Origin of the sequence: Paraburkholderia sp. GAS448 (assembly GCF_050435685.1) — a bacterium.
Taxonomy (GTDB): Bacteria; Pseudomonadota; Gammaproteobacteria; order Burkholderiales; family Burkholderiaceae; genus Paraburkholderia.
The window spans coordinates 291,798-317,662 of record NZ_JBNDKT010000003.1 but is presented as its reverse complement, the minus strand read 5'-3'; the positions used below and the strand labels follow the sequence as shown (position 1 = coordinate 317,662).

Genomic DNA, 25,865 nt, shown 5'->3' with positions numbered 1-25,865 from the left:
ACAACCCATCAAACGCGGCACGGGAAAGCGCGCTGCGCTTTCCCGGTTCGGTTCAAGTAGTTATTTGGCGATCGACGCGCTCTTCAGACGGCCGAATGCACCTTCGACCAACGCCTTCTGCTGCTCGTAATGCTTCGCGTAGTAGCCGACTGCCGGCGAGGCCGAAGCCGGACGGCCGCTGTATGCCAGCTTCTGCCCGTCCTTCATGCCCTCCTTCAGGTGATGCTCGATGTAGAACCACGGGCCCTGATTCTGCGGCTCGTCCTGCACCCAGACCACTTCCGTCGCGTTGTCGTACTTCTTCATTTCCGCTTCGAACTGCTTGTGCGCGAACGGATACAACTGTTCGATACGGACGATCGCGACGTCGTTTGCCTTCGCTTCGCGGCGATGCGCGACGATGTCGTAGTACACGCGGCCCGAGCAGACCACCACGCGCTTGACCTTCTTCGCGTCGATGGCTTCGTCCACTTCGCCGATCACCGGCTGGAACGAACCCTTCGCGAGTTCCGACAGGTCCGACACGGCTTCCTTGTGACGCAGCAGCGACTTCGGCGTAGCGACGATCAGCGGCTTCCTGAAGAGGCGAATCATCTGGCGACGCAGCAGGTGGAAAATCTGCGCCGGCGTGGTCGGTTGAACGACCTGCATGTTGTGATCTGCACACAGTTGCAGGAAACGCTCGATACGTGCCGACGAGTGCTCCGGACCCTGACCTTCATAGCCGTGCGGCAGCAGCATCGTGAGACCCGACACGCGGCCCCACTTCACTTCGCCCGACGAGATGAACTGGTCGATCACGACCTGCGCACCGTTGACGAAGTCGCCGAACTGCGCTTCCCATGCGACGAACGTGTTCGGCTCAGCGGTCGAGTAGCCGTATTCGAAGCCGAGCACGGCTTCCTCGGACAGCACCGAATCGATCACCGTGAACTTCGCCTGACCTTCGGCGATGTTCTGCAGCGGCACATACGTGCCGTCGTTCCAGCGTTCGCGATTCTGGTCATGCAGCACAGCGTGACGGTGCGTGAACGTGCCGCGGCCCGAGTCCTGACCCGTCAGGCGCACTGCATAGCCCGACGCCACCAGCGACGCGAAGGCGAGGTGTTCGCCCATGCCCCAGTCGAGCTTCGCTTCCCCACGGCCCATCGCACGGCGGTCGTTGATCACGCGCTCGACGAGCGGGTGAACCTTGAAGTTCTCCGGAATCGTCGTGATGCGTTCCGCGAGACGCTTCAGTTCGGCGAGCGGCACGGCCGTATCCGCTGCGTCGGTCCACTTGCGGTTCAGGAACGGCACCCAGTCGACCGCGTACTTGCTCTTGTAGTTCGAGAGCACCGGGTCGATCGTGTGATGACCTTCGTCCATCGCCTTACGGTACGCCTTGACGAATTCGTCGCCTTCTTCTGCGGTGATCACGCCCTGCTGCACGAGCTTTTCGGCGTACAGCGCGCGCGTGCCCGGGTGCTTCGCGATCGTCTTGTACATCAGCGGCTGCGTGACCGCCGGCGTGTCCTGCTCGTTGTGACCCAGCTTGCGGAAGCAGATGATGTCGAGCACGACATCCTTGTGGAACTGCATCCGGAAGTCGATCGCCAGCTGCGTAGCCAGCACGACCGCTTCGGGATCGTCGCCGTTGACGTGCAGCACCGGCGCTTCGATCATCTTGACCACGTCCGAGCAGTACAGCGTCGAGCGGGCATCGCGCGGGTCGGACGTCGTAAAGCCGATCTGGTTGTTGATGACGATGTGCAGCGTGCCGTGCGTGCCGTAACCGCGCGTCTGCGCGAGGTTCAGCGTTTCCATCACGACGCCCTGGCCCGCGAAGGCCGCGTCGCCGTGGATCTGCACCGGCAGAACCTGCAGGCCGTTGTCGTCGCCGCGACGGTCCATCCGCGCCTTCGCGGAACCTTCGACTACCGGGTTGACGATTTCGAGGTGCGACGGATTGAACGCGAGCGACAGGTGAACCGGGCCACCTTCGGTCGACACGTCCGACGAGAAGCCCTTGTGGTACTTCACGTCGCCAGCCGGCAGATCGTCGACGTGCTTGCCTTCGAACTCGGCGAAGAGGTCAGCCGGCATCTTGCCAAGCGTATTGACCAGCACGTTCAGACGGCCGCGGTGGGCCATGCCGATGACGATTTCCTGGACGCCGTTCGCGCCTGCGTGACGCACGACTTCGTCCATCGACGCGATGAAGCTTTCCCCGCCTTCCAGCGAGAAGCGCTTCTGGCCGACGTACTTGGTGTGCAGGAAGCGCTCGAGGCCTTCGGCTGCCGTCAGGCGGTTCAGGATGTGCTTTTTCTTGTCGACGGAGAAGTTCGGCGTCGAGCGGATCGACTCGAGACGCTCCTTCCACCAGCGCTTCTGCTCGGGATCGCTGATGTACATGTACTCAGCGCCGATCGTGCCGCAGTACGTATCGCGCAGCGCCTTGATGATTTCGCGCAGCGATGCCTGCTCGAACCCGAAGTACAGATTGCTAGCGTTGAACGTCTGGTCCATATCGGCTTCAGTGAAGTCGTAGAACGCAGGTTCGAGCTCGGGGATGTTGGGACGTTCGCGGCGCTTCAGGGGATCCAGATTGGCCCATTGCGAGCCGAGGAAGCGATATGCGCCGATGAGGGACTGCACATAGACCTGCTTGCGCGCGGTAGCGAGATCTTCGCCGCCGGCGCGCGGGATGAAGGCATTGGCCTTGGCCCGCTGGGCAAATGACTCGACGATCGGGCCATGGGCCACGTCGTTCACGTTGCTGCCGTCCGATGCCGGAACGTTCTGCAACGCGTCGAAATACTCACGCCAGTTCTCGGGCACTGACGCCGGATTATCGAGATACGCTTCGTACAGCTCTTCGACGTACGGAGCGTTGCCGCCGAACAGATAAGAGTTCGACTGGAATTGCTTCATCATGTTTACGCTCACCTTTCTTCGAGTTTCTCGAGAAATAGCGGGTTACAAAACCTTCCGCGACACGGCCTGACCGTTTAGCGGATTGCGCGAATCAAGTCTTGCTTGGAAGGACCTTAACTTGCATCCTGAAAAGCATATCACAGAACCGATACTCCAGATAGCTGGCCGCACGCCGCGAAAGCCTGTCGCAGCGGGGTTTTGCTGGATTTGCATATGATTTTCCAGCGGTTTTTGCAACGCACAAATGTCGATCCGGAAAAAACAAAAGCCGCCCGAAGGCGGCTTTTGTACAGGCATTTACGTCTCTTCCAACCGCCGGTTGCCCGGCTTAGTCGACCGCGGCTTCGCGGCTCGCGCGACGGCGCTCATGTTCCTTCAGATGGCGCTTGCGCAGACGGATCGACTGCGGCGTAACCTCGACCAGTTCGTCTTCGTCGATGAACTCGACTGCGTACTCGAGCGACATCTGGATTGCCGGCACGAGACGCACGGCTTCATCGGTACCCGACGCGCGCACGTTGGTCAACTGCTTGCCCTTGATCGGATTCACGACGAGGTCGTTGTCGCGGCTGTGAATGCCGATGATCATGCCTTCATACAGCGCGTCGCCCGGCTTCACGAACATACGGCCGCGATCCTGCAGCTTCCACAGCGCGTAGGCGACGGCGGCACCGTCGTCCTGCGAGATCAGCACGCCGTTGCGGCGCTCGCCGAGCGAGCCTTCCCTGACCGGCGCGTACTCGTCGAAGACGTGGCTCATGAGGCCCGTACCACGCGTGAGCGTCAGGAATTCGCCCTGGAAGCCGATCAGGCCACGCGCCGGAATACGGTACTCGAGACGCGTGCGGCCACGGCCGTCCGATGCCATGTCGAGCATTTCGCCCTTACGGCGACCCAGCTCTTCCATCACGCCGCCCTGGTGACCGTCTTCGAGGTCGACCGTAAGCAGTTCGTACGGCTCGTGCTTCACACCATCGACTTCATGCAGCACCACGCGCGGACGCGACACGGCCATCTCGTAGCCTTCGCGGCGCATGTTTTCGATCAGGATGGTCAGGTGCAGTTCGCCGCGGCCCGACACCTCGAACACGGTTTCGTCGCCCGTATCTTTCACGCGCAGCGCCACGTTGTGATTCAGCTCCTTCATCAGACGGTCGCGGATCTGGCGGCTCGTCACGAACTTGCCTTCCTTGCCCGCGAGCGGCGACGAATTCACAAGGAAGTTCATCGTGAGCGTCGGCTCGTCGACAGTAATCATCGGCAGCGCTTCCGGCGCTTCCGGCGCACAGATCGTCGCGCCGATGCCGATTTCATCGATACCGTTGATCAGCACGATGTCGCCCGCTTCCGCCGATTCGACCTGCACGCGCTCCAGACCGTGGAACGACAGCACCTGGTTGATCTTGCGATTGATCGTCTCGCCTTCCGGACCAAAGCGCACCACGACCGGCTGACCCGGCTTGATACGGCCACGGGCGACACGGCCAATGCCGATACGGCCGACGTACGTCGAATAGTCGAGCGACGTGATCTGCAGTTGCAGCGGACCTTCCGGATCCGCCGGGCGAACCGGCACGTGCTCGAGGATTGCTTCGAACAGCGGACGCATGTTGCCTTCGCGCACGCTCGGATCGAGGGCGGCGTAGCCGTTCAGACCCGATGCGTAGACGACCGGGAAGTCGAGCTGTTCTTCGGTGGCGCCGAGCTTGTCGAAGAGGTCGAACGTCTGGTTGATCACCCAGTCGATCCGCGCGCCCGGACGGTCGACCTTGTTGACGACGACGATCGGCTTCAGACCGAGCGCGAGCGCCTTCTTGGTCACGAAGCGCGTTTGCGGCATCGGACCTTCGACCGCGTCCACGAGCAGCAACACCGAGTCGACCATCGACAGCACGCGCTCCACTTCACCGCCGAAGTCGGCGTGGCCCGGAGTGTCGACGATGTTGATGTGGGTGCCTTCGTATTCGACCGCGCAGTTCTTGGCGAGAATCGTAATGCCGCGCTCTTTTTCGATGTCGTTCGAGTCCATGACGCGCTCGGCGACTTGCTGGTTCTCGCGGAACGTGCCGGATTGGCGGAGCAGCTGGTCGACGAGTGTGGTCTTGCCGTGGTCGACGTGAGCAATAATTGCGATGTTGCGAAGGGCGCGGGTCATAGGAACCTGGAGACAGTGATGAGTGCGCCAGCTCGCTTCCTGAAACTGTCAACAAGCCCAAAGCGCACTTTTGGGAACCCAAAATTATAGCACGCCGAGATGAAAGTTTCCGACCTGTCAACTCGGAACGCACCCAGGACCCCGCGCGACGCACCCTCTCCGGCCCGCACACGGACGCACCACCCCGTTGCCCACCAAGCGTCTGCGTCCGCACCCTATTTACAGGCAAGCATCGGAAAGATAACCCTCTTGAGCGACAAAAGTTCCTTGCCTAAGCTGTAATAACGCTTGCCGCGTCAACTAACCGCACCTATAATCCTGCCTGGTCAACCATTGCTGTCGCACGAGAATTATGGCCAATCTGCCCCCTGCGCCGCCGCCCGATATTGCCGAATATCAGTTTGGCGAGAGCGTCGGCTACCTCCTTTCCCGCGTGAAATCGACGATGTCGAACATGGTCACGCAGCGCACAATGGCCGAACTGGGCATTACCAGTACGCAGGCCAGCATCCTGTTCATGGTCGCCAGCGGTAAATGCCTGCTGGCCGCCGAACTGGCGCGCGAATATGGCATCGACGCAAGCGCCGTGACGCGCCTGATCGATCGTCTGGAAAAGCGCGGCCTGCTAAGCCGCGTGCGCAGCAGCGAAGACCGCCGCGCCGTGCGGCTCGCCCTGACTCCGGAAGGTCTCGCGCTCGCGGCTCGCATGCCCGCCATCTTTAACAGCGTGATCGACAAACTGCTGGCGGGCTTCACCGCCGAAGAAGTCGGTTTTCTAAAAAGCATGCTGCGCCGCATCCTCGTCACGAGTGGCGATCAAACCGGGATGATCCGTGACCTGGCAATCACTCCCGATAACAAATCGTAAGAAATTAGTTGCAGCGTCCATCATTACCTTCCACGCAAAGAAGAGTCGAGCGATGAAATCCCCTTCCCTGTCCGCGCCGGCGCCGTCGTGCCGGGCTGCTGTCGCCGCTGCGGTGGCAGCGCTCGCCCTCACGGGCTGCGCGAACTACATCGGCATCAAGAGCGACAAGCAGATGGCGGCGCCGGCGCAGTTCGAATCGGCGCAGAGCCTCCCGGCGCAGGGCGGCCAGTGGCCATCGCTCGACTGGGCCAGTCAGTTCGGCGACCCGCAACTGCCCGCGCTGGTCAACGAAGCACTTGAAGGCAGCCCGTCGATCGCCCAGGCGCAGGCGCGTCTTGCGAAGGCCTCGTCGTATATCGAAAGCACCCGCTCGAACCTGTATCCGAAGGTCGACGCCAGCTATTCGTGGACGCGCGAACTGTATTCGGAGAATGCCCTCTTCCCGCCGCCCTTCGGTGGCACCTGGTATAGCGAGAACAACGTGCTGGCAAGCGCGTCGTGGGACCTCGACCTCTGGGGCAAGAACCGTCAGCGTCTAGGCCAGGCCGTGTCGCAGGAAAAAGCGGCGGAAGCGGACATGCAGCAGGCGCGCGTGACGCTCGCGTCGTCGGTTGCGAGCACGTACAACCAGCTGGCGCAACTCTACGCGTTGCGCGAGATTGCCGAGCGCGAGATCGACAATCGCCAGGATATCAGCCGGATCACCAACGGCCGCGTCGCGGCGGGCCTGGACACCAATGTCGAGAAGCAGACCGCGAACGGCAACATCGCGACGAGCCAGGCCAACCTGACCGAACTGGACGGCCAGATCACGACGGTGCGTTACCAGCTCGGCGCACTGCTCGGCAAGGGGCCGGATCGCGGCCTGCAGATTGCAAAGCCCGTGCTGAATCCAGGTGCGGTGGTCGCCCTGCCGGACAACGTGCCGGCTGATCTCGTGTCACGCCGACCGGATATCGTGGCAGCACGGTGGCAGGTCGAAGCCGACACGCACGGCATCAAGGAAGCCAAGGCCGAGTTCTTTCCGGACGTCAATCTCGCGGCCGCGGCTGGCTTCGATGCGTTCGGCTGGGGCAAATTCCTGACCTCGTCGAGCCGTCAGATCCAGTTTGGCCCGGCGATCCACCTGCCGATCTTCGACGGTGGCGCATTGCGTTCGCAACTGAAGGGCCGTTACGCCGATTTCGACCTGGATGTGGCGAACTACAACCAGACGCTCATCACTGCGCTCTCCGACGTCGCAACGCAGATCTCGTCGATCCGCTCGATCGACAAACAGTCGGGCGATGCGCAGCGGGCGCTCGATGCCTCGAGAAAAGCTTATGAGCTGGCCGTCATCCGCTACAAGGCGGGGCTGTCGCCGCAATTGCAGGTGCTGAACGCCGACCAGAACCTCCTCGCCGCCGAACAGACGGTCACCAACCTGAAGATGAGGCGCCGCGACCTGCAGATCGGCCTCATCAAGGCGCTCGGCGGCGGTTTCGATGCGACGGCAACCGGGCTCGTAGTGCCGACCGACGCGCCGTCATCGGCGCATGCGTCCAACTGACCGAATGCCAATCCGGATAACCGACGAAGACTGAGAGAACACGGAGCACATCAATGAGCACCCCCCAACAGCCCGCTGCGAGCACGCAAACGGCAAACACCGGCAAGCGCAAACGCATGATGACGCTGCTCGTCATCGTGATCCTGATTGCGGCGATCGCGTACGGCCTGTACTACTTCCTCGTCGCACGCTTCCATGAAGAAACCGACGACGCATACGTAAGCGGCAATGTCGTGCAGATCACGCCGCAGGTCACCGGCACGGTGATCGCCGTCAAAGCCGACGACACGCAGATCGTAAAGGCCGGCGATCCGCTCGTCGTGCTCGATCCGGCCGATTCGCGCGTCGCCCTCGAATCGGCGGAAGCCAACCTCGCGCAGGTGGTGCGCCAGGTGCGTGGCCTCTTCGCCGACGACAGCCAGTACCTCGCGCAGGTTGCGCAGCGTCAGTCGGATCTCTCACGCGCACAGGACGACCTGAAGCGCCGTATGACGGTCGCGCAGACCGGCGCCGTGTCGCAGGAAGAAATCTCGCATGCCCGCGACGCCGTCAAGAGCGCGCAGGCCGCTGTCGACGCCGCCCAGCAGCAGCTCGCCGCGAACCGTGCGTTGACCGCGAACACGACTATCGCCAACCACCCGAACGTGCAGGCAGCTGCCGCGAAGGTGCGCGACGCCTACCTCGCCAACGCGCGTAACACGCTGCCGGCGCCGGTTACGGGCTACGTGGCGAAGCGTTCGGTGCAGGTTGGCCAGCGAGTCTCGCCGGGTACGCCGCTGATGGCGATCGTGCCGCTGGAGGCCGTATGGGTCGACGCGAACTTCAAGGAAGTCCAGTTGAAGCATATGCGTATCGGTCAGCCGGTCCAGTTGACGGCAGACGTGTACGGCTCGAGCGTCAAGTACAACGGCAAGGTGATCGGCTTCTCGGCCGGCACGGGCTCGGCGTTCTCGCTCTTGCCTGCGCAAAACGCGACGGGCAACTGGATCAAGGTCGTCCAGCGTCTGCCGGTGCGTATCGGCCTCGATCCGAAGGAACTCGAAAAGCATCCGCTGCGTATCGGCCTGTCGATGCAGGCTGACGTGAACATCAAGGACGAGAGCGGCGGCGAACTCGGCAATGCGCCGAACACGGTCTATGAGACCAACGTGTTCGACAGGTACGGCGACGAAGCCGACGCCGAAATCGCCCGCATCATTGCAGCCAACGCCGGCCCCAACGGCGGCCAGTATAGCGGCGCGCAAAAGGCAGCGGATCGCAGCGCGAAAGGCGCGGCGAAGCTGATGTAAGCGGCACCGCCGGCATTGCACAATAACAAGGCTTCCATGGCTCAGGCTCCAGCGCCGCACCCGCCGCTCGAGGGTGCGCAACTGGTCATCGGGACGATCGCAGTCTCGCTGGCGGTTTTCATGAATGTGCTCGATACGTCGATTGCGAACGTATCGATCCCGTCCATATCCGGCGATCTCGGGGTGTCGTCCGACCAGGGCACGTGGGTAATCACGTCGTTCGCGGTCGCGAACGCGATCTCCGTGCCGCTGACCGGCTGGCTGACGGACCGCATCGGCCAGGTGCGGCTCTTCATGGCGTCGATCGTTCTCTTCGTCATCTCGTCGTGGATGTGCGGTCTCGCGCCGACGCTGCCGTTCCTGCTCGCGTCACGCGTGCTGCAGGGCGCGGTGGCCGGCCCGATGATTCCGCTGTCGCAGACGCTGCTGCTCGCCAGCTACCCGCGTGCGAAAGCGCCGATGGCGTTATCGATGTGGGCCATGACGACCCTGATCGCGCCGGTTGCCGGGCCGATTCTCGGCGGCTGGATCTCGGACAATATTTCGTGGCCGTGGATCTTCTACGTCAACATTCCGGTCGGCATCGTGGCCGCCGCCGCGACGTGGGCGATCTTCCGCAACCGCGATTCGGTCGTCAAAAAAGCGCCCATCGACGGGATCGGTCTCGCGCTGCTGATTATCTGGGTCGGTTCGCTCCAGATCATGCTCGATAAAGGCAAGGACCTCGACTGGTTCTCATCGACGACGGTTGTCGTACTGGCGCTCGTCGCGGTGATCGCCCTCGCCTTCTTCATCGTGTGGGAATTGACGGCCGAGCATCCTGTCGTCGACCTGTCGCTGTTCGCGCGGCGTAATTTCACGGGCGGGACGGTCGCGCTGTCGATCGGCTACGGGCTCTATTTCGGCAATCTCGTGCTGCTGCCGCTTTGGCTGCAGACCGACATCGGGTACACCGCTACCGACGCCGGCCTTGTCATGGCGCCCGTCGGTCTGTTCGCGGTCCTGCTGTCGCCGTTGACCGGCAAGTATCTGCCCCGCACCGATCCACGTTATATCGCGACGGCATCGTTTCTCGTCTTTGCACTGTGTTTCTGGATGCGCTCGCGCTACACGACGGGCGTCGACACGTTCTCCTTGCTGATGCCGACCTTGATCCAGGGCATCGGCATGGCAGGTTTCTTTATCCCGCTCGTGTCGATCACGCTGTCGGGGCTGCCGGGCAACCGGATTCCGGCGGCGTCGGGGCTATCGAATTTCGTGCGGATCATGTGCGGCGGTATCGGAACATCGATCTTCCAGACGGCCTGGGATCACCGCACGATCATGCATCACGCGCAACTGACGGAGCAGGCGAACGCCTATAACCCTGTGTTCGATCATTCGATGCAGCAGATGGGTGCGGCGGGCTACAGTCAGCCGCAGGCGCTCGGGCTCTTCAACAACATGGTGTCGCAGCAGGCTGCGCAACTGGGCGTCAACGATCTGTTCTTCATATCGGCCGGCATTTTCGTTGCGCTGATCGGGTTGATCTGGGTCACGAGGCCAGAGCGAGCCGGCGCAGGCGACGCAAGCGCGGCGGCTTCGGCAGCACACTAGGTTCGTTGTTCGGCGCAGTTGCCGAGTCGGGAAATCAAAAAGGCGGAGCCGCAATCATGCGGGTCCGCCTTTTTTATCACTCGGGTATTTCAGCTCGAAGCGGTAACGACGAGCCTGTCCGGCGCCAACACACCTTCCGCCGCTTTCGCGACACCAAGCAGCCGGCCTTGACCGTAGACGCGAACACGCGCCGCCTGAGTCACCGCATCGCCGATGGAAAGATCAGCGAGACGCAAACGCTGGCCGTGCAGAAAGCGCCGCGTGGATTCTGCGTCGAGCTGCACGGACGGAAACGTCGACAGCAGCGCATCGACCGGCTGCAGCCACGCGTCTCGCTCGCTCTCGCCCGCGTCCGACAGCGCATCGAGCGTCACTGCGTGTTCGAGCGTCAGCGCGCCTACACCGGTGCGCCGCAACGCCACCAGATGCGCGCCACAACCCAGCGCTTCGCCGATGTCCTCCGCCAGCGTACGTACATACGTGCCCTTGCTGCAGGTCACGCGAAACGTGACATCCGGCAAAGCACAGGCAAGCAGATCGAGCGCGTGAATCGTGACGTTCCGTCCTTCCCGCTCGACCACCTGACCCGCCCGCGCATACTCGTACAGCGGCCTGCCGTCGCGTTTGAGTGCGGAATACATCGGCGGAACCTGAACGATTTCGCCGCGGAACCGGCTCAGCGCCTGTTCGACAGCGGACTGATCGCATGCCACATCGCGCGTTTGCACGGCTTCGCCTTCGGCGTCGCCCGTCGTGGTACGGACACCGAGGCGCATCGTCGCCTCGTAGGTCTTGTCGGCTTCGAGCAGGTCCTGGGAAAACTTCGTAGCCTCGCCGAAGCACAGCGGCAAGAGACCTGACGCAAGCGGATCGAGCGTGCCCGTGTGGCCCGCCTTCTTCGCCAGATAGAGACGCTTGGCGCGAATCAGCGCGTCGTTGCTCGACAGGCCGACTGGCTTGTCGAGCAGCAACACGCCATCCAGCGCGCGACGCGGTATACGTGGGCGTTGAGGTGCAGTCATATCAATGAGGCAAACGCAGTGTGGTCAAAGGCGCGAAGTCAGTCTTCTTTCGCGCGCGTGGCGTTCGCTTCATCGATCAGACGCGACATCTCGACAGCCTGCTCGATCGTCTTGTCGTAGTGGAAATGCAGCGTCGGCACCGTATGGATATGCAAACGCTTGAAGAGCTGATTATGCAGATGGCCGGCGGCGTGATTGAGCGCGTCTTTCGTCTGATGTGGGTCGCCCGTCAGTGTCGTGAAGAAGACTTTCGCGTGGGCGTAGTCCGGCGTCAGTTCGACACTCTGGATCGTGACGAGCCCGATGCGCGGGTCTTTGACTTCGCGCAGCAGTTCAGACAGATCGCGCTGGATCTGATCGGCAATCTGCACGTTGCGATTGGGAGAGGTGCGTTTTTTCGGCATAGTGAATCCGTGATTCGTTTTGTCGGCGGGTTCGCGTTCGTGCGGCGGACTTGTGCCGCAGCGAGACGAACGCCGACGCCACGCGCCGACACAAAAAGCAAAGGGCGGAGTCGGGCAAGCGCCCGCTCCGCCCTTTGAGCGTTGCGCCAGAATTACAGCGTACGCGCGACTTCCGTCACTTCGAACACTTCGAACTGGTCGCCTTCGACGATGTCGTTGAAGTTCTTGATCGACATACCGCACTCGAAGCCCTGACGCACTTCCTTGACGTCGTCCTTGAAGCGCTTCAGCGAGTCGAGTTCGCCGGTGTGGATCACGACGTTGTTGCGAAGCACGCGCACCGACGACGTCCGCTTGACCACGCCGTCCGTGACCATACAGCCGGCCACTGCGCCAATCTTCGGCACCTTGAAGACCTGGCGAACTTCGACCATACCGGTCACGACTTCGCGCTTCTCCGGCGCCAGCATGCCCGACATCGCGGCCTTCACTTCATCCACCGCGTCATAGATGATGTTGTAGTAGCGGATATCGATGCCATTGGATTCCGCGAGCTTGCGCGCCTGCGCATCCGCACGCGTGTTGAAGCCAATGATGACCGCCTTCGAAGCCGTCGCCAGATTGACGTCGGATTCGCTGATGCCACCTACTGCGCTGTGCACGATCTGCACGCGGACTTCGTCGGTCGACAGCTTGAGGAGCGACTGCACCAGCGCTTCCTGCGAACCCTGCACGTCGGCCTTGACGATAAGCGGCAGGTACTGCACTTCGCCTTCGCCCATCTGTTCGAGCATGGTTTCGAGCTTCGCTGCCTGCTGCTTCGCCAGCTTGACGTCGCGGAACTTGCCTTGGCGGAACAACGCGACTTCACGCGCCTTGCGCTCGTCCGGCATGACGATGACTTCTTCGCCAGCCGCCGGGACTTCCGAAAGACCCTGGATTTCGACCGGGATCGACGGCCCCGCCGACTTGGTCGGCTTGCCCGTTTCGTCGAGCATAGCCCGCACGCGGCCGTAGGCGCTGCCTGCGAGAACGACGTCGCCGCGATTGAGCGTACCCGACTGGACAAGGATCGTTGCGACCGGACCCTTACCCTTGTCGAGCTTCGCTTCGATCACGAGCCCCTTGGCCGGAGCTTCGACCGGTGCCTTCAGTTCCAGCACTTCGGCCTGAAGCAACACGTTTTCGAGCAGATCGTCGATACCCGCGCCGGTTTTCGCCGACACGGACACGAACGGCGAATCGCCACCGTATTCTTCCGGCACGACGCCTTCGGCGACGAGTTCCTGCTTCACGCGTTCTGGATTCGCATCTGGCTTGTCGATCTTGTTAATCGCGACAACGAGCGGCACGCCGCCTGCCTTAGCGTGGGCAATCGCTTCCTTCGTCTGCGGCATCACACCGTCGTCGGCGGCGACCACCAGAATCACGATGTCCGTTGCCTTCGCACCGCGGGCACGCATAGCCGTAAAGGCCTCGTGACCCGGCGTGTCGAGGAACGTGATGACGCCGCGTGGCGTTTCAACGTGATACGCACCGATGTGCTGCGTAATTCCGCCCGCTTCACCCGCCGCCACCTTCGCGCGACGGACGTAGTCCAGCAGCGAGGTCTTGCCGTGGTCGACGTGACCCATCACGGTGACGACCGGCGGACGCGGCAGCGCTTCTGCGTCGGAGATCTCGCCTTCGACCAGCATCGCTTCCGGATCGTCCAGCTTCGCGGCAACCGCGTGATGACCCAGTTCCTCGACGATGATCATCGCCGTTTCCTGGTCCAGCATCTGGTTGATCGTGACCATCTGGCCGAGCTTCATCATCACCTTGATGACTTCCGAAGCCTTCACTGACATCTTATGCGCGAGATCCGCAACGGTAATCGTTTCCGGCACATGCACTTCGCGCACGATCGGCTCGGTCGGAGCCTGGAACGTGGTGCTCTGATCCTGGTGCTTGCCGCGACCCTTCGGGCCACCGCGCCAGCCGCGATCGACGCCGCCGCTCGAATCACCGCGCGTCTTGATGCCGCGGCGCTTCGCTGCATCGTCCTGCCAGCCGCCCTTGCCGCCACCCGGCTTCTTCTTGTCGCCGGCAGAGGAAGGCGCCGCTGTCGCAGCCGGTGCCGCAACAGCAGGCTTCTTCGCGGCCGGACGGGCCGTCGTTTCGCCTGCCGGGCGCGCCGGCTTGTGCAGCGTGCCCTTGGCTTCCGCGGCTTTGGCCGGCTCTGCAACGGGTTTCGGTGCCGGTTCCGGCGCCTTCACCTGCGCCTTGCGCGGCGTGTTCATCATCTCGCGGATCGCGCGCGCTTCGGCTTCTGCCGCTGCCCGACGCTTGCTGACTTCTTCCTGCTCGGCACGCGTCTTTTCGGCTGCCTGGCGAGCGGCGTCTTCAGCCTTCTTCGCGGCTTCGCGTTGCGCCGCGCGTTCCGCCGCAGCGCGTTCGTCGTCCTGCTCGGCTGAGCGCTCAGCCTGCACGGCCTGTTCCGCTTCAGCTCGCGCAGCCGCTTCGGCGAGTACCGCGGCACGCTTTTTCGCCGTCTCTTCTTCCGCGCGACGACGCTCCGCCTCGGCCGCCTGTTCGTGTGCCTGGCGCTCTGCCTCTTCGCGCTCGAGCTGTTCCTGACGTGCCTTCAACTCCTGAGCCTGCTTTTCGAGCAGCTCGGCTTCGTGGCGAGCTTCTTCCTCGCGACGCTGGAGTTCGAGATCATCCGTCTCGTCGGCCACATTGTTCGATGCCTCACCGCCTTGCTCGGCCGCTTCGTCACGGCGAACGAAGGTGCGCTTCTTGCGCACTTCGACCTGAATGGTGCGAGCCTTGCCCGTCGCGTCGGACTGCTTGATCTCCGACGTGTGCCGCTTCGTCAGCGTGATCTTGCGCTTGTCGGCATCCGTCGAACCGTGCGACTTGCGCAAGTGGTCAAGCAGACGCGCCTTGTCCGTTTCGGACAAGGTATCGTCTTCGCTCGCTTTTGTGACGCCCGCCGCCTGCAGCTGTTCGAGCAGCACGCCGGCAGGCATTTTCAGTTCCGCGGCAAATTGGGCTACGTTGTTACTCGCCATTCATTCCTCTTAATGCAAGGACCGATTCCTTGCGGTTAGCATCTGTCATGCGGCCTGAGGGCCGCTTTCAATTCAGTGCGCCATGGTCATTTCTCACTGGAACCAGTGTTCACGTGCTTTCATAATCAACGCCTTGGCGGCATCCTCTTCCATTCCGGTCATTTCGACCAGCTCATCCACTGCCAGCTCGGCGAGTTCATCGCGCGTCTGGATCTGATGTTCGGCCAGCTTCGCGAGCAGGTCCGCATCCATTCCGTCGAGACTCTTCAGGTCGAGCGCTACATTCTCGACCTTTTCCTCGTTTGCAATCGCCTGCGTCAGCAGTGCATCGCGGGCGCGGTTGCGCAACTCGTGGACGGTGTCTTCGTCGAACGCCTCGATCTCGAGCATCTCGTTGAGCGGTACATAAGCGATCTCTTCGAGGCTCGTGAAACCTTCGTCGATCAGGATGTCAGCGACTTCTTCGTCGACATCGAGACGCGCCATGAACAGGTCGCGCAGTACGCTGCGTTCCTGATTCTGCTTTTGCGCAGATTCGTCCGGCGTCATGATGTTGATCTGCCAGCCGGTGAGTTCGCTGGCAAGACGCACGTTCTGGCCACTGCGGCCGATTGCGACCGCCAGTTCGTTTTCGTCGACGACGACGTCCATCGAATGCTTCTCTTCATCGACGACGATCGACTGGACGGCTGCCGGCGCGAGCGCGCCGATCACAAACTGGGCGGGATCTTCCGACCATAGCACGATGTCGACGTTTTCGCCACCGAGCTCGTTACGGACAGCCTGCACGCGCGAGCCGCGGATACCGACGCAGGTGCCGATCGGATCGATGCGCTTGTCGTACGCAACGACGCCGATTTTCGCCCGCACGCCGGGATCGCGCGCAGCCGCCTTGATCTCCAGCAGGCCCTGCTCGATTTCCGGCACTTCCATTTCGAAGAGCTTCATCAGAAATTCGGGCGCCGTGCGGGACAGCTCGATCTGCGGGCCGCGAGCCGTGCGATCGACCTTCGCGATATAGGCGCGCACACGGTCGCCCACGCGCAGGTTTTCCTTCGGAATCAGCTGGTCGCGGCGCAGCAGCGCTTCGACACGGCCCGATTCGACGATGAAGTTACCCTTGTCGAGGCGCTTGACCGAGCCAGTCATGATGCTTTCGCCGCGTTCCAGGAAGTCGTTCAGGATCTGCTCGCGCTCGGCGTCGCGCACCTTCTGCAGGATCACCTGCTTGGCGGCCTGCGCGCCGATACGGCCGAATTCGATCGACGGCACCGGCTCTTCAAGGAAATCGTCGATCTGCGCGTCGGCCTTCTGCTCGCGTGCTTCAAACAGCAGGATTTCCTGATCCGGCTCCTGCAAACCGGCTTCGTCCGGCACCACTCGCCAGCGGCGAAAGGTTTCGTGCTCACCGCTTTCACGGTCGATATGGACGCGGATGTCCGCATCTTCTTCGAAGAGTTTCTTGGAGGCCGAAGCGAGCGCCGCCTCAAGGGCGGCAAAAACCACGTCCTTGTCGACGTTCTTCTCGCGTGCCAGCGCATCCACCAGCATCAACACTTCGCGACTCATTGTTTGCGGCTCCTAAAGTCAACTTTGGGGACTAGGCGTGCCTTATCGATGTCCGCTACAGTGAAATCGAGCATCGCGGCGCCTTCCTTCCCTTCGAATTCCAGACCGATCGTTTCGCCTTCGGGGGCATGCAGGATGCCCCGGTACGATTTCCGTCCGTCCAATGGCTTTTTCAAGGTGATAACCACTTCGCTGCCCGCGAAGCGTTCGAAGTCCGCCAGTTTTTTCAGCGGACGGTCGAGACCGGGTGACGAGACTTCAAGCCGCTCGTAGTCGATGTTTTCGACCGTCAGAACGTGCTGGAGCTGACGCGTGACCTTTTCGCAGTCTTCGATCGCGATGCCGGCCGGCTGGTCGATATACACACACAGCATGCCGCGCCCGGTGCGCTCGAGATCGACGAGCTCGTAGCCGAGGCCCACGACCGTGGTTTCAATCAGTTCCGTCAGTTGCACAGTGCCCTCTAAGATGTTCGCGCAGCGAGCCTGCCGGGTTGCCAACGAACACCTGCGGGCCGCGCGCCAGGCCGGCGCACGTTCGTGCTACCCGAGATGCTGAACCGCTTCGGCCAAAAAAAAATGGGCTAAACGCCCATCATCTTATTGCCGGTGGTCGCACCTGAGCCGCACTTGAAAAGCCGCACGCCCAGCGACTTTGCGATTGTAGCATTTTTCGGTACAAACGCAAACCGCCAATGCTTGCGCAGCGCGCACTTCAGCCTGATTTCACAGGAAACTTCCGCGCTGCTGCGTGCTCACGAAAGTGTGACAGAGAAGCCGGAGCAAGCCATCGCCCAAGCTGCGGCGGCACCGCCAGGGTGCTGTCGCCGCATTGACCTCAAACACCGCTTTAACGGCTACGCGGACGGCTACGCGGGCTGCCGCTGCGCGGACCACCACGATTGCCCGCCGCATTGGGATTGCCGCCTGCACGAGCGCCACCGTTGCCGCCGCGATTGCCGCCCGGCGTGCGGTTGCCGCCGCCGCTGCCGCCCGCGCGGTTCGGATTGCCGCCGGCAGCACGATTGCCACCATTGCCCGAGGGTGCACGGTTGCCATCGACTTCGCGTCCGCCACGCGGACCCGCTCCAGGACCGCCGCTACGCCCCATGCCGGCACCACGGCCACCGCCATAGCCGCCGCCGAGGCCCGATGACGCACCGCCGCCGAAGCCGCCGGCCGTACCACGGCGACCCTGGCCGCGCGGCTGCTGGTCCGCCAAACGGCCGTGTGACATCAGCACGGGTTCACGACTAATAAAACCCATCGACGTCTGCATCGGATCCGGCTGCCGGCGTTCCGGCGCCGCATTGCGGCCGCCCTTCTCTTCGCTCGGCGCCTTAAGACCAACCGACGCCATCAGCGCGCGCACCTGGTTTTCTTCCAACTCTTCCCAGCGGCCGCGCTTCAGACCCTTCGGCAGCGAAATCGGACCGTGGCGGGTGCGGATCAGCCGGCTCACCATCAGGCCCACGGCTTCGAACATGCGGCGCACCTCGCGGTTGCGGCCTTCGGCCAATGCCACGTGATACCAGTGATTCGTGCCTTCGCCGCCGCCATCGCGAATCCGCAGGAAATTCGCCGGACCATCTTCCAGTTCGACGCCGTGCAGCAGCTTTTGACGCATGCCCTCAGCCAGTTCGCCGACGACGCGCACCGCATACTCGCGCTCGACGCTATAGCGCGGATGCATGAAGCGGTTAGCCAGGTCACCCGAAGTAGTCAGCATTAGCAGACCTTCGGTATTGAAGTCGAGGCGCCCCACAGCGAGCCATTTGGCGGTTTTCATCGGCGGCAGCTTGTCGAATACGGATGGACGACCTTCCGGATCCGCATGACTGACGATCTCGCCGGTGGGTTTGTGATAAAGCAGCACGCGCGGCGGCTTGTTCTGGAGCTTGCGTTTGACCGGCTTGCCGTTGATCCGAACCTGGTCGGTCGGCATGATGCGCTGGCCAATGTGCGCCGGCTCGCCGTTGACGGACACCCGCCCGGCGACGATCAGCTCTTCCATCTCGCGGCGCGAGCCCATTCCGGCTTCAGCGAGCACCTTGTGCAGCTTCGGCGCGTCGTCGTCCGGCGACAGCACCCGCTTGGGCGCCTGCGGACGCCCACGACGCAGCATTGGCGCACGCACGCCACCGGTGGCGCTGTTGTCGGCGTCGAAAGCCGGCGAAGTCACGTATGAAAACAGATCGTCCTGCGAAGCCTCGCTTGCAGCCACCACCGGCGGCACGTCGCCGCGGCGGTTCTGGCGCTGACCGCCTTGCCGCTGACCACCCTCGCGCGGCGCACCTTCGCGCACGGCGCCCGGCCGCTTGCCACCACCGCTGTTCCTTCGCGGCCCCTGGCCGTTGCCGCCATCCTTACGCGGCATCCGCGGTTGCGCCACGACTTCGCCGTCCGGCGGCGATTCCGCCACCACCGGAGCAACGGCGTCCTGCGTAGACGCACCTTCGGCGCCCTTCGCCTTCGCCCCCGCGCGACGGCGCGCGATCAGGCTACGTGGGCCGCGACGCAGGCCGCGACGCGGACGGTCTTCGCCGTCGGCGCCCGCGCTCTCGCCACTGCGCTCACTCTCGCCGGTCGGCGTCTGCGCCTCGCGCGTTTCGTCGGAGCGTGCGGATTTCACGGCGTGCTCGGATTCGGACGAATCGGTGTCGTGGGTATGTGTCAAAACAACCTCAAAATGTCAGGTCGCGCGCGCCCGTTGCGGGCGCGGCAAATAGTTCGGTTACGTCAGGCGCTGCGCGACTCGGTTTCGTCGTCGGTCAGGAGGCCTGCGTCCCGCACGGCTTCGCGGCGATCATCCTGATCGTCGTCGTGTGCCGCACGTGTCGGGTTCGGCTCAGCGGCGGGCTCTGCGTTGTCTGCAACGCGAAGATCGCCCGAGTCGTGCGCGGGTGCTGCCGGATCGGCCTGGGAGACCCGATCCTGATTTACTGCCTGCCCGGCAACGCCTATGGCATCCCCGGTGTGCAACTCAAAATCTGATTCAGTGGTCTGCGACGATACCTCTGCAGCCGCAGCGCCGTGTTCTTCGCGAGCGACGGCTTCCATCGCATGCGCAGGCCGGGCGGGTTCGTCTTCGCCCGCCGCCTCGTGCGCCCGTTCGGCGTCAAACTCGACGCCCATCGCACCTTCTGGCGCCGCCGCGGTTTCCGCGTCGACATAACCAGCAACGGGCTCCGGCAACTCGCTATTTTCGTGCATCGCGTCCGCAACGACGTCTGGGGCAACTTCGGCCACGGGTTCGCCGCCTGGCATTTCACCGTCAGCGAATTCGATCGCATGCTGACCAAGCAGATTCACATTCAGCTGCGCCGACGGGTCGTCGAGGGGCGGAAGTTCATCAAGCGCCTTCAGCCCGAGGTCATCGAGAAACGAACGCGTCGTCGCATACAGCGCCGGACGCCCTGGTACATCACGATGACCAATGACCTCGATCCACCCACGATCCTCGAGTTGCTTCACCACCTGCGTGTTGACCGTCACGCCGCGGATCTCCTCAATGTCGCCGCGCGTGACGGGTTGCCGGTACGCAATGATCGCGAGCGTCTCGAGCACGGCGCGCGAATATTTCGGCGGCTTCTCGGGATGCAGACGATCGAGATACGAGCGCATCGCCGGCTTGCTCTGGAAGCGCCAGCCGGACGCCAACCCCACCAGTTCCACCCCGCGACCTGACCAGTCCTGCTTCAGGTCTTCGAGCAACGTGCGAACCGTGTCTGCCGACACGCCGTCGGCAAAGAGCTTGCGCAACTCGCCGAGCTTTAACGGCTCCTGCGCGCAGATCAAGGCAGTCTCGAGGACGATTTTCGCCTCTTGGGTATTCATGCAGCCAGGTCGACCTTATGAGTTAGGGTCAAAGAACCGGATCAGACAGACGATATGGAACTGAAGACGCGCTCGCCCGATTCTGATCGGTCATATTGATGGGAGCACGCACCGGGGGGAGGCGAAACAGGCTAATCGAGCCAAGCCCAGCCGGACGGATCAGCGAAATTCCCGTAAGGAATCGCGTGACTGAGCGCCATCTTACGCAAAAATATCCGGTGCGTAAAGACGAAATACAGGACGTAATCCCGCGCTCAGGTCCGTCCCGTCTTCACCCGGGGCCGCTCAGCGTGCACCGTGTTCGCGCAAAAAACGCTGCAGGCGCTCCACACCGGCATCGAGTCGCGCCGTATCGCACGCGTAGCACCAGCGCACGAAACCCTCGCCTTCCGGGCCGAATGCACTTCCGGGCGCGAGCCCCAGCCCGACCTCGCGCACCAGCGATTTGCACAGCTCGAGGCTTTGCCCCGCCCCCGGCAACGAGAAAAACAGGTACATCGCGCCCGAAGGCGCCTTGACGTCGACGCCCGGCAAGGCGGACAGCGCCCGCACCAGATGGTCGCGGGAGGCGCGCAGCCCGGCGACCAGATCCTGTGTAAAACGCTCGCCGTGCTGTACGGCCGCGACGCCGGCCTGCTGCACGAACGACGGCGCGCACGACGTGTTGTACTCGACGAGTTTCGCGAGATCGTCCATCAGCGCGGCGGGAGCGACGATCCAGCCTAGCCGCCAACCCGTCATCAACCAGGCTTTCGAGAATGAATTGACACAAATCACGCGTTCATCGCGCGCAGCCAGATCGAGAAACGACGGCGCGCTGCCGGCACGCTCGTCCGGGCCGGCCTGATCGCCGTAGTAGAGACGCTCATAGACTTCGTCGGCGACGATCCAGATGCCGTTGCGACGACAATGTTCGAGTACCGCGCGCTGCTCTTCGCGGGTCATCACCCAGCCGGTCGGATTATTGGGCGAGTTGAGCATCAGCAGCCGGGTATCCGGCGTGAGCGCCGCGATCAGCGCTTCCAGATCGAGCGTCCAGCCCGCCGCACCATAACTGAGCGCGACGGTATGCACTTGGGCACCAAGGATCTTCGGAATTTCGACGAGATTCGGCCACAGCGGCGTCACCGCAACCACCCGGTCACCCGCCCCGACGACGAGCTGGGCTGCCAGCATTAGCGCGTTCACGCCGGCGCTCGTGACCGCGACGTGCCCGACGTCGGTGGCTCCGTGCCGCGCGCTCACGTAGTCGGCGAGCGCTGCACGCAGCGGGGCGATTCCCAGATTGTGCGTGTAGAAAGTCGCACCGGCGGCAAGCGCTTCGCTTGCCGCGTCGCGGATGAACTGCGGCGTGACGCGGTCGGATTCGCCAAACCAGAACGGCAGCACATTGTCGACACCGAAGCCGGCGTTTGCTACCTCGCGAATCTGGGAAGGCCGCAACGCGCGCACGGCGTCCCGGGCATTGGGGGAAGAAAGCTGGGGCAGATCCGCTGTGGTCATCGAGGCATTCAGGTCGGTTGGGTTGATTGATCGGAAAGCGTCAGTTTAACGGTTCGCCGGACGCCCGCGACGGCAAGCCGGCATCCGTCCCCGGCCGCGCCGTTCTCAGCGCAAGTCTTCGGCCCGTGCAGGCAACTGCCGGATCAACCCCCAAACCGCCTCTGCCGCGGGAGAGAGCGAGCGGTCGCGCCGCCGAACCAGTTCCACCGTGCGTTCCGCGCGAGGCACGAGCGGCCGCGCGACCAGCGACGAATCCGCCGGCACTGGCAACGCGAGCCACGGCAACACGCTGACGCCGATACCCGCCTCCACCAGCCCGAACACGGTCGCCGAATGCCCGAGTTCCTGCACCACGGTGGCCTTGACGTCATGCTGGGCCATCACGGCATCGATGATCGGCCGGCTGCCGGATGCATAGTCGAGCATCACGAGGCGCTGCCCCTCGAGATCCGTCCAGGCAACCTGCTGCTGCGCAGCCAGCGGATGGTCACTGCGCGACACGAGACAGAACGAATCGCTCATCAACGATTCGCTCGCGAGATCATCCGCAGAAAACGGCCCGATGATCACACCGAAATCGACCTCGCCCGACTTCACCTTGCGCACGACGTCGCTCTGTACGTCGTCGCGCAAGCCCAGCGTGATGAACGGAAACTGCTGACCGCATCCCGCTATCACCTGCGGCATCAGCCGGCAGGCGACCGTCGGGCTTGCCGCCACCACGACCCGTCCGCGCCGCTGCTCGCCCATTTCGCGGATTTCGCGCAAGGCGTCGTCGAGATCGGTCAGGAGCCTCGACACACTTGCGATCAGGTTGCCGCCGACATCGGTCAGTTGCACTTCGCGTGTCGTACGGTCGATCAGCTTCAGCCCGATTTCCGCTTCAAGCTCCCGCACGCAGCGGCTCACGGCGGATTGGGTCAACCCGATTTCATCCCCCGCGCGGCTGAAACTTTGCAGTCGCGCGACCTCGATAAAGACCCGTAATTGACGCAGCGTCACATTCATCCATCGACCTCATAAATACCAGGCTTTGATGCGCATTCTATTGTTTCTTTCGATGGAAGCCCATCGACGACTATTCGCTGCAATGCAGCAATAAAGCGCAGACGCACGCTGGGCGGGCCTGATTGCACAAGATTGGTGATTGTCCCGATTTGCGAAATGGATTTTTTGGATTCTCATACGCCCCTGGCTAGCGCCCGCGCTGGCCTGTTGCCACGGGGTTTCAAGGGGGTTGCAGGAGAAATGGCACGCTTCCTGCATAAGGGTATGCACTGGGTCGGCGCGGGTTGCCGATAGTTCATTCCAATCGCCGTGGCTTGCCCGACCCCGCCTGGCACTCGAGATCGAGTGCATCAAGAGTGCGCGGCGCGGGGCAGCGCACCGGAGTTAGCTTCGCTGAGGTGAAAACATGATGCTGTTCGACGATTTGAAAGACAACGAGTGGGCGCTGGTCGAGGCGTTGTTCTGTGCGGAGCCAGCACGGAGCGAGCGACGCGGTCGGCCTCGCGTGGAAGCGCGCGCGGTTGTCAACGCCGTCCTGTGGGTGCTGTCGACAGGCGAAGGCTGGTCCAAGCTGCCGGGCCGCTATCCGTCGCCGCCGACGTGCCGCCGCCGCTTCGACGAGTGGCAGGCCGATGGTACGCTCGCCGAAATAGTCAAGCGCCTCGGCACGAGCGGCCGGGAAATTTCGCTGCGCGGCCGGATCGGCGCGACAGCAGCGAAGCCGCCTGCACCGCCGAGCCGCGATCGTCTGCGTGGCGCATTCTGGACCAATCCGGAATCCTGGCGCGCGCCGGTGAAAATGGCCTGAGGCCGACCCCATGCCATCGGGCGCTTTCGGGCGCCCGTTGCGCATTCATCGCTTGATCTGCTTTCGTGCGCGAACGACAGGTTTGCGCCCCTGACGCTGTTTTTCCCCGGGCGGGGCAACTCGCCGACAATCAGACCGCAGCAGACTGCCGGGCCTCCACCTTTGCTGAAGGTGAGACCGACTACGTATTCAGCGCCTGACGAAACATCTCATTACCATTATTTACAGCAGGCTTTCGCTCCCAGGCATACCGTACGAGTATGCGAACAAGCCCTATCCAGGCGGCTTGACGGGAGCCCATCATGAAACCAATGTCCATGCTTCTGTGCGGCATTGTGGTTTCATCGCTTGCTGCACCGGCGCTGGCCCAGCAACGCCCGCAGGGCTGGAACTGGCGTCCGGAACATTCAGCCAGCATTGAAGCCTGGCAGCAGGATGATGCCCGCGGTCACGCATTCACACCGCCTGCGCCGCGCGGCGACCTGCGCGGCGACATCGCCAGCAATGTCCGCGAACGGCCCGAACCGCCTCGCGACGGTGGGCAGCGGCGTCGGTGAATCTACGGCCAGGGTTATCGAAGCAGAGTGACTGGACGGAGGATCGAGGCAGACTCAGCTCAGACGCGCGAGGAAAATCCCCCAGTCAAACACACGAGGCGAACAATGCCGGGAACCACTTTGAGACCGTTGCGGTCTCACCCAAGCCATAAGCACAGCGTGGCAAAGTAGTTCCGGTATGCCCGTATCTCACGATACGGGCTTTTTTTCGCGTAATGACCCCGACGCCGGCGTATTCGCCGGCTTCACAGATAGTCCGTGGCGGTGTCAGGGGCGCGCTTCGAGCGCGGTCGCACTCGCTTCGCGGACCAGAGCGACGTAGTCGTTCATCCGGTGGGCCTGCCAGTTCAGCGAACGTTCGTCGCGTTCGAGCCGCGCAAACTCTGCCCGGCCCCGCTCGGTCAACACCGCAATGTCCACCGGAGCGTGAAAGCCCGGCGCGGGTGCCACCGTACGCTGGCGGACCGTCTCCATGAGACCCAGCGCGCGAAGATATTCGAAAACACCGGGACGTCGCGCCCAGGGCACCTGGCGATATTGCGCCCGCCGCAGCGCTTCAAGTACCGCTTCATTGGAATACGTGGTCATCTCACATCTTTCTTAAAGTGCAGCCATGACACAACTTGCACGACACCTCATCATCGCGCCACCGACAAGAGGCGAAGCACCGGATCTGCCCGATGTTCCGTTTGTCACCGGGCGCTGCCTGTAGTATTCAGAACCCCCGTCAGAACGCGCTTTTTGCGTTCCCTCCACGTGCCGACGATGCAACCGGTCCCGGTGCGATGGCTGGCGCGAGGATTGTCCCGAAAGTCATACGTTACCCCATTTAAATTGATTCTATTCACTTTATTGGCGCTTTTTTTTGCCGCTTTCGTGCTAGTCCGGCGTTTGCGTCTGACGATTGTTATCGCTGGCCTGACGCTCTTCTGGTTGCTGTCGGCGGGATGGTTGACAGCGCCGCTGCTCGCCTGGGCTCAGGCCGGCATGCAGCCGGTTGCGCACGCAACTTTCTCAGGGCGCCCCGCGATCATCCTGCTCGGCAGCGGCACCGAATACGACGATGACGACCGCCTGATTCCAAAACACGATGGCTTCGCCCGAATCGAAAAAACCGCCGACCTGTACACGATCTGCACGCGTGTCGCATCCCGCTGCACGGTGATCGTGAGCGGCGGCAACCCGCAACGGCACGAAGCCGCCGAAGCAGACGTCTATCTGCCCTGGCTGCTGCGTAAGGGCGTCGCGCGACCTGACATCATTCTTGAGCACGCAAGCCGTACCACTTACGAAAATGCAAAGTACGTCACCCCTATTCTGGCCCGCGAACATTACGATTCGTTGATACTGGTCACGTCAGCTCATCATATGCGACGGGCATTGCTGGATTTCAGGCGCTTTGGCGTCACGCCGCAGCCTGTCGTGTCGAATACCCGTCGCGCCCAGACGGGCGTGTTGCCGCGCTACGCCAATCTCGTCAATGCAGAAATCGCCCTGCATGAGTTGATCGGCATTGCACAATTTCACATCTATCGGGCAATCGGCTGGTTTTGAGCGAACCGGGACCGAAGGAGTACGCGCCCCCTTCCTGAATCCACGCGCGTCGCCTCGCCGCCTTGCGCAGCAAGGCTGATGGCCACATCCGGAATATGTAACCAGATGTAACGATCCGTTAATTCTGTTACAACCTGCCTACTGGAGCGGATATTGCTGGCTAGAATGCAGTGTC

At 62.7% G+C, this 25,865-nt stretch carries 18 protein-coding genes and 1 pseudogene; 7 read left to right on the top strand and 12 right to left on the bottom strand.

Going from position 1 to position 25,865, the window contains the following annotated elements:
• Positions 1-60 precede the first annotated feature (60 nt).
• Both P3T23_RS07840 and typA read right to left on the bottom strand, forming a co-directional pair.
• Entirely contained in the window at positions 61-2,916 is a 2,856-nt protein-coding gene (locus tag P3T23_RS07840; RefSeq protein WP_429315610.1) for a 2-oxoglutarate dehydrogenase E1 component, read from the bottom strand.
• A gap of 328 nt (positions 2,917-3,244) precedes the next feature.
• Positions 3,245-5,071 carry a translational GTPase TypA gene (gene typA / locus P3T23_RS07835; RefSeq protein ID WP_429315609.1) on the bottom strand — a complete coding sequence of 609 codons (1,827 nt, stop codon included), beginning with the start codon at positions 5,069-5,071 and terminating at the stop codon, positions 3,245-3,247.
• A 352-nt stretch (positions 5,072-5,423) separates the two neighbouring features.
• Here typA and P3T23_RS07830 point away from each other — a divergent pair, with 352 nt between their 5' ends.
• Genes P3T23_RS07830 through P3T23_RS07815 form a run of 4 tightly spaced genes read left to right on the top strand, consistent with a single transcriptional unit; the run spans position 5,424 to position 10,373 of the window.
• Positions 5,424-5,939: a MarR family winged helix-turn-helix transcriptional regulator gene (locus P3T23_RS07830; RefSeq protein ID WP_429315608.1), complete on the top strand. Its 516-nt coding sequence runs from the start codon at positions 5,424-5,426 to the stop codon at positions 5,937-5,939.
• A gap of 52 nt (positions 5,940-5,991) precedes the next feature.
• On the top strand, positions 5,992-7,488 hold the full coding sequence (locus P3T23_RS07825; RefSeq protein ID WP_429315607.1) for an efflux transporter outer membrane subunit: 1,497 nt from the start codon (positions 5,992-5,994) through the stop codon (positions 7,486-7,488).
• Between the two features lie 53 nt (positions 7,489-7,541).
• A complete protein-coding gene (locus P3T23_RS07820; protein ID WP_429315606.1) occupies positions 7,542-8,777 on the top strand; it encodes an EmrA/EmrK family multidrug efflux transporter periplasmic adaptor subunit in 1,236 nt (411 codons plus the stop codon).
• A 36-nt stretch (positions 8,778-8,813) separates the two neighbouring features.
• Positions 8,814-10,373, top strand: a complete 1,560-nt coding sequence (locus P3T23_RS07815; RefSeq protein ID WP_429315605.1) for a DHA2 family efflux MFS transporter permease subunit — start codon at positions 8,814-8,816, stop codon at positions 10,371-10,373.
• 89 nt (positions 10,374-10,462) lie between these two features.
• On the opposite strand, the gene truB is transcribed toward P3T23_RS07815, so the two are convergent.
• The 9 genes from truB to P3T23_RS07770 form a co-directional block, all read right to left on the bottom strand.
• Entirely contained in the window at positions 10,463-11,395 is a 933-nt protein-coding gene (gene truB, locus P3T23_RS07810) for a tRNA pseudouridine(55) synthase TruB (protein WP_429315604.1), read from the bottom strand.
• A 38-nt stretch (positions 11,396-11,433) separates the two neighbouring features.
• Entirely contained in the window at positions 11,434-11,799 is a 366-nt protein-coding gene (gene rbfA / locus P3T23_RS07805) for a 30S ribosome-binding factor RbfA (protein WP_429315603.1), read from the bottom strand.
• Between the two features lie 152 nt (positions 11,800-11,951).
• Entirely contained in the window at positions 11,952-14,855 is a 2,904-nt protein-coding gene (gene infB, locus P3T23_RS07800) for a translation initiation factor IF-2 (RefSeq protein ID WP_429315602.1), read from the bottom strand.
• A 93-nt stretch (positions 14,856-14,948) separates the two neighbouring features.
• Complete coding sequence (gene nusA, locus P3T23_RS07795) at positions 14,949-16,424, bottom strand: transcription termination factor NusA (RefSeq protein ID WP_429315601.1); 1,476 nt, start codon at positions 16,422-16,424, stop codon at positions 14,949-14,951.
• A complete protein-coding gene (rimP, locus tag P3T23_RS07790) occupies positions 16,421-16,879 on the bottom strand; it encodes a ribosome maturation factor RimP (protein WP_133663653.1) in 459 nt (152 codons plus the stop codon). Before rimP ends, nusA begins: the two co-directional genes overlap by 4 nt.
• 394 nt (positions 16,880-17,273) lie before the next feature.
• The gene (gene rluB / locus P3T23_RS07785; RefSeq protein ID WP_429315600.1) at positions 17,274-19,100 is read right to left on the bottom strand and encodes a 23S rRNA pseudouridine(2605) synthase RluB; all 1,827 of its coding nucleotides are present in this window, start codon (positions 19,098-19,100) and stop codon (positions 17,274-17,276) included.
• 62 nt (positions 19,101-19,162) lie between these two features.
• Entirely contained in the window at positions 19,163-20,260 is a 1,098-nt protein-coding gene (scpB, locus tag P3T23_RS07780; RefSeq protein ID WP_429315599.1) for an SMC-Scp complex subunit ScpB, read from the bottom strand.
• A 285-nt stretch (positions 20,261-20,545) separates the two neighbouring features.
• The gene (locus tag P3T23_RS07775) at positions 20,546-21,763 is read right to left on the bottom strand and encodes a pyridoxal phosphate-dependent aminotransferase (RefSeq protein WP_429315598.1); all 1,218 of its coding nucleotides are present in this window, start codon (positions 21,761-21,763) and stop codon (positions 20,546-20,548) included.
• A 105-nt stretch (positions 21,764-21,868) separates the two neighbouring features.
• Positions 21,869-22,771, bottom strand: coding sequence for a LysR substrate-binding domain-containing protein (locus tag P3T23_RS07770; protein ID WP_429315597.1), 903 nt, complete (start codon positions 22,769-22,771; stop codon positions 21,869-21,871).
• A gap of 409 nt (positions 22,772-23,180) precedes the next feature.
• Here P3T23_RS07770 and P3T23_RS07765 point away from each other — a divergent pair.
• Together P3T23_RS07765 and P3T23_RS07760 are read left to right on the top strand one after the other, a co-directional pair.
• Positions 23,181-23,576, top strand: a pseudogene (locus tag P3T23_RS07765) (transposase); the annotation flags it as partial.
• 305 nt (positions 23,577-23,881) lie between these two features.
• The gene (locus P3T23_RS07760; protein WP_429315596.1) at positions 23,882-24,136 is read left to right on the top strand and encodes a hypothetical protein; all 255 of its coding nucleotides are present in this window, start codon (positions 23,882-23,884) and stop codon (positions 24,134-24,136) included.
• A 267-nt stretch (positions 24,137-24,403) separates the two neighbouring features.
• Here the strand turns inward: P3T23_RS07760 and P3T23_RS07755 are convergent, their stop codons facing one another.
• A complete protein-coding gene (locus P3T23_RS07755) occupies positions 24,404-24,724 on the bottom strand; it encodes a hypothetical protein (protein ID WP_429315595.1) in 321 nt (106 codons plus the stop codon).
• Positions 24,725-24,970: 246 nt separating this feature from the next.
• On the opposite strand from P3T23_RS07755, the gene P3T23_RS07750 reads away from it, so the two are divergent.
• The gene (locus tag P3T23_RS07750) at positions 24,971-25,690 is read left to right on the top strand and encodes a YdcF family protein (protein ID WP_429315594.1); all 720 of its coding nucleotides are present in this window, start codon (positions 24,971-24,973) and stop codon (positions 25,688-25,690) included.
• Positions 25,691-25,865 lie beyond the last annotated feature (175 nt).

Coding starts and splice junctions, on each gene's coding strand:
- P3T23_RS07840 (WP_429315610.1), bottom strand. CDS start 2,916: ATGATGAAGCAATTCCAGTCGAACTCTTATCTGTTCGGCGGCAACGCT.
- typA (WP_429315609.1), bottom strand. CDS start 5,071: ATGACCCGCGCCCTTCGCAACATCGCAATTATTGCTCACGTCGACCAC.
- P3T23_RS07830 (WP_429315608.1), top strand. CDS start 5,424: ATGGCCAATCTGCCCCCTGCGCCGCCGCCCGATATTGCCGAATATCAG.
- P3T23_RS07825 (WP_429315607.1), top strand. CDS start 5,992: ATGAAATCCCCTTCCCTGTCCGCGCCGGCGCCGTCGTGCCGGGCTGCT.
- P3T23_RS07820 (WP_429315606.1), top strand. CDS start 7,542: ATGAGCACCCCCCAACAGCCCGCTGCGAGCACGCAAACGGCAAACACC.
- P3T23_RS07815 (WP_429315605.1), top strand. CDS start 8,814: ATGGCTCAGGCTCCAGCGCCGCACCCGCCGCTCGAGGGTGCGCAACTG.
- truB (WP_429315604.1), bottom strand. CDS start 11,395: ATGACTGCACCTCAACGCCCACGTATACCGCGTCGCGCGCTGGATGGC.
- rbfA (WP_429315603.1), bottom strand. CDS start 11,799: ATGCCGAAAAAACGCACCTCTCCCAATCGCAACGTGCAGATTGCCGAT.
- infB (WP_429315602.1), bottom strand. CDS start 14,855: ATGGCGAGTAACAACGTAGCCCAATTTGCCGCGGAACTGAAAATGCCT.
- nusA (WP_429315601.1), bottom strand. CDS start 16,424: ATGAGTCGCGAAGTGTTGATGCTGGTGGATGCGCTGGCACGCGAGAAG.
- scpB (WP_429315599.1), bottom strand. CDS start 20,260: ATGAATACCCAAGAGGCGAAAATCGTCCTCGAGACTGCCTTGATCTGC.
- P3T23_RS07775 (WP_429315598.1), bottom strand. CDS start 21,763: ATGACCACAGCGGATCTGCCCCAGCTTTCTTCCCCCAATGCCCGGGAC.
- P3T23_RS07770 (WP_429315597.1), bottom strand. CDS start 22,771: ATGAATGTGACGCTGCGTCAATTACGGGTCTTTATCGAGGTCGCGCGA.
- P3T23_RS07760 (WP_429315596.1), top strand. CDS start 23,882: ATGAAACCAATGTCCATGCTTCTGTGCGGCATTGTGGTTTCATCGCTT.
- P3T23_RS07755 (WP_429315595.1), bottom strand. CDS start 24,724: ATGACCACGTATTCCAATGAAGCGGTACTTGAAGCGCTGCGGCGGGCG.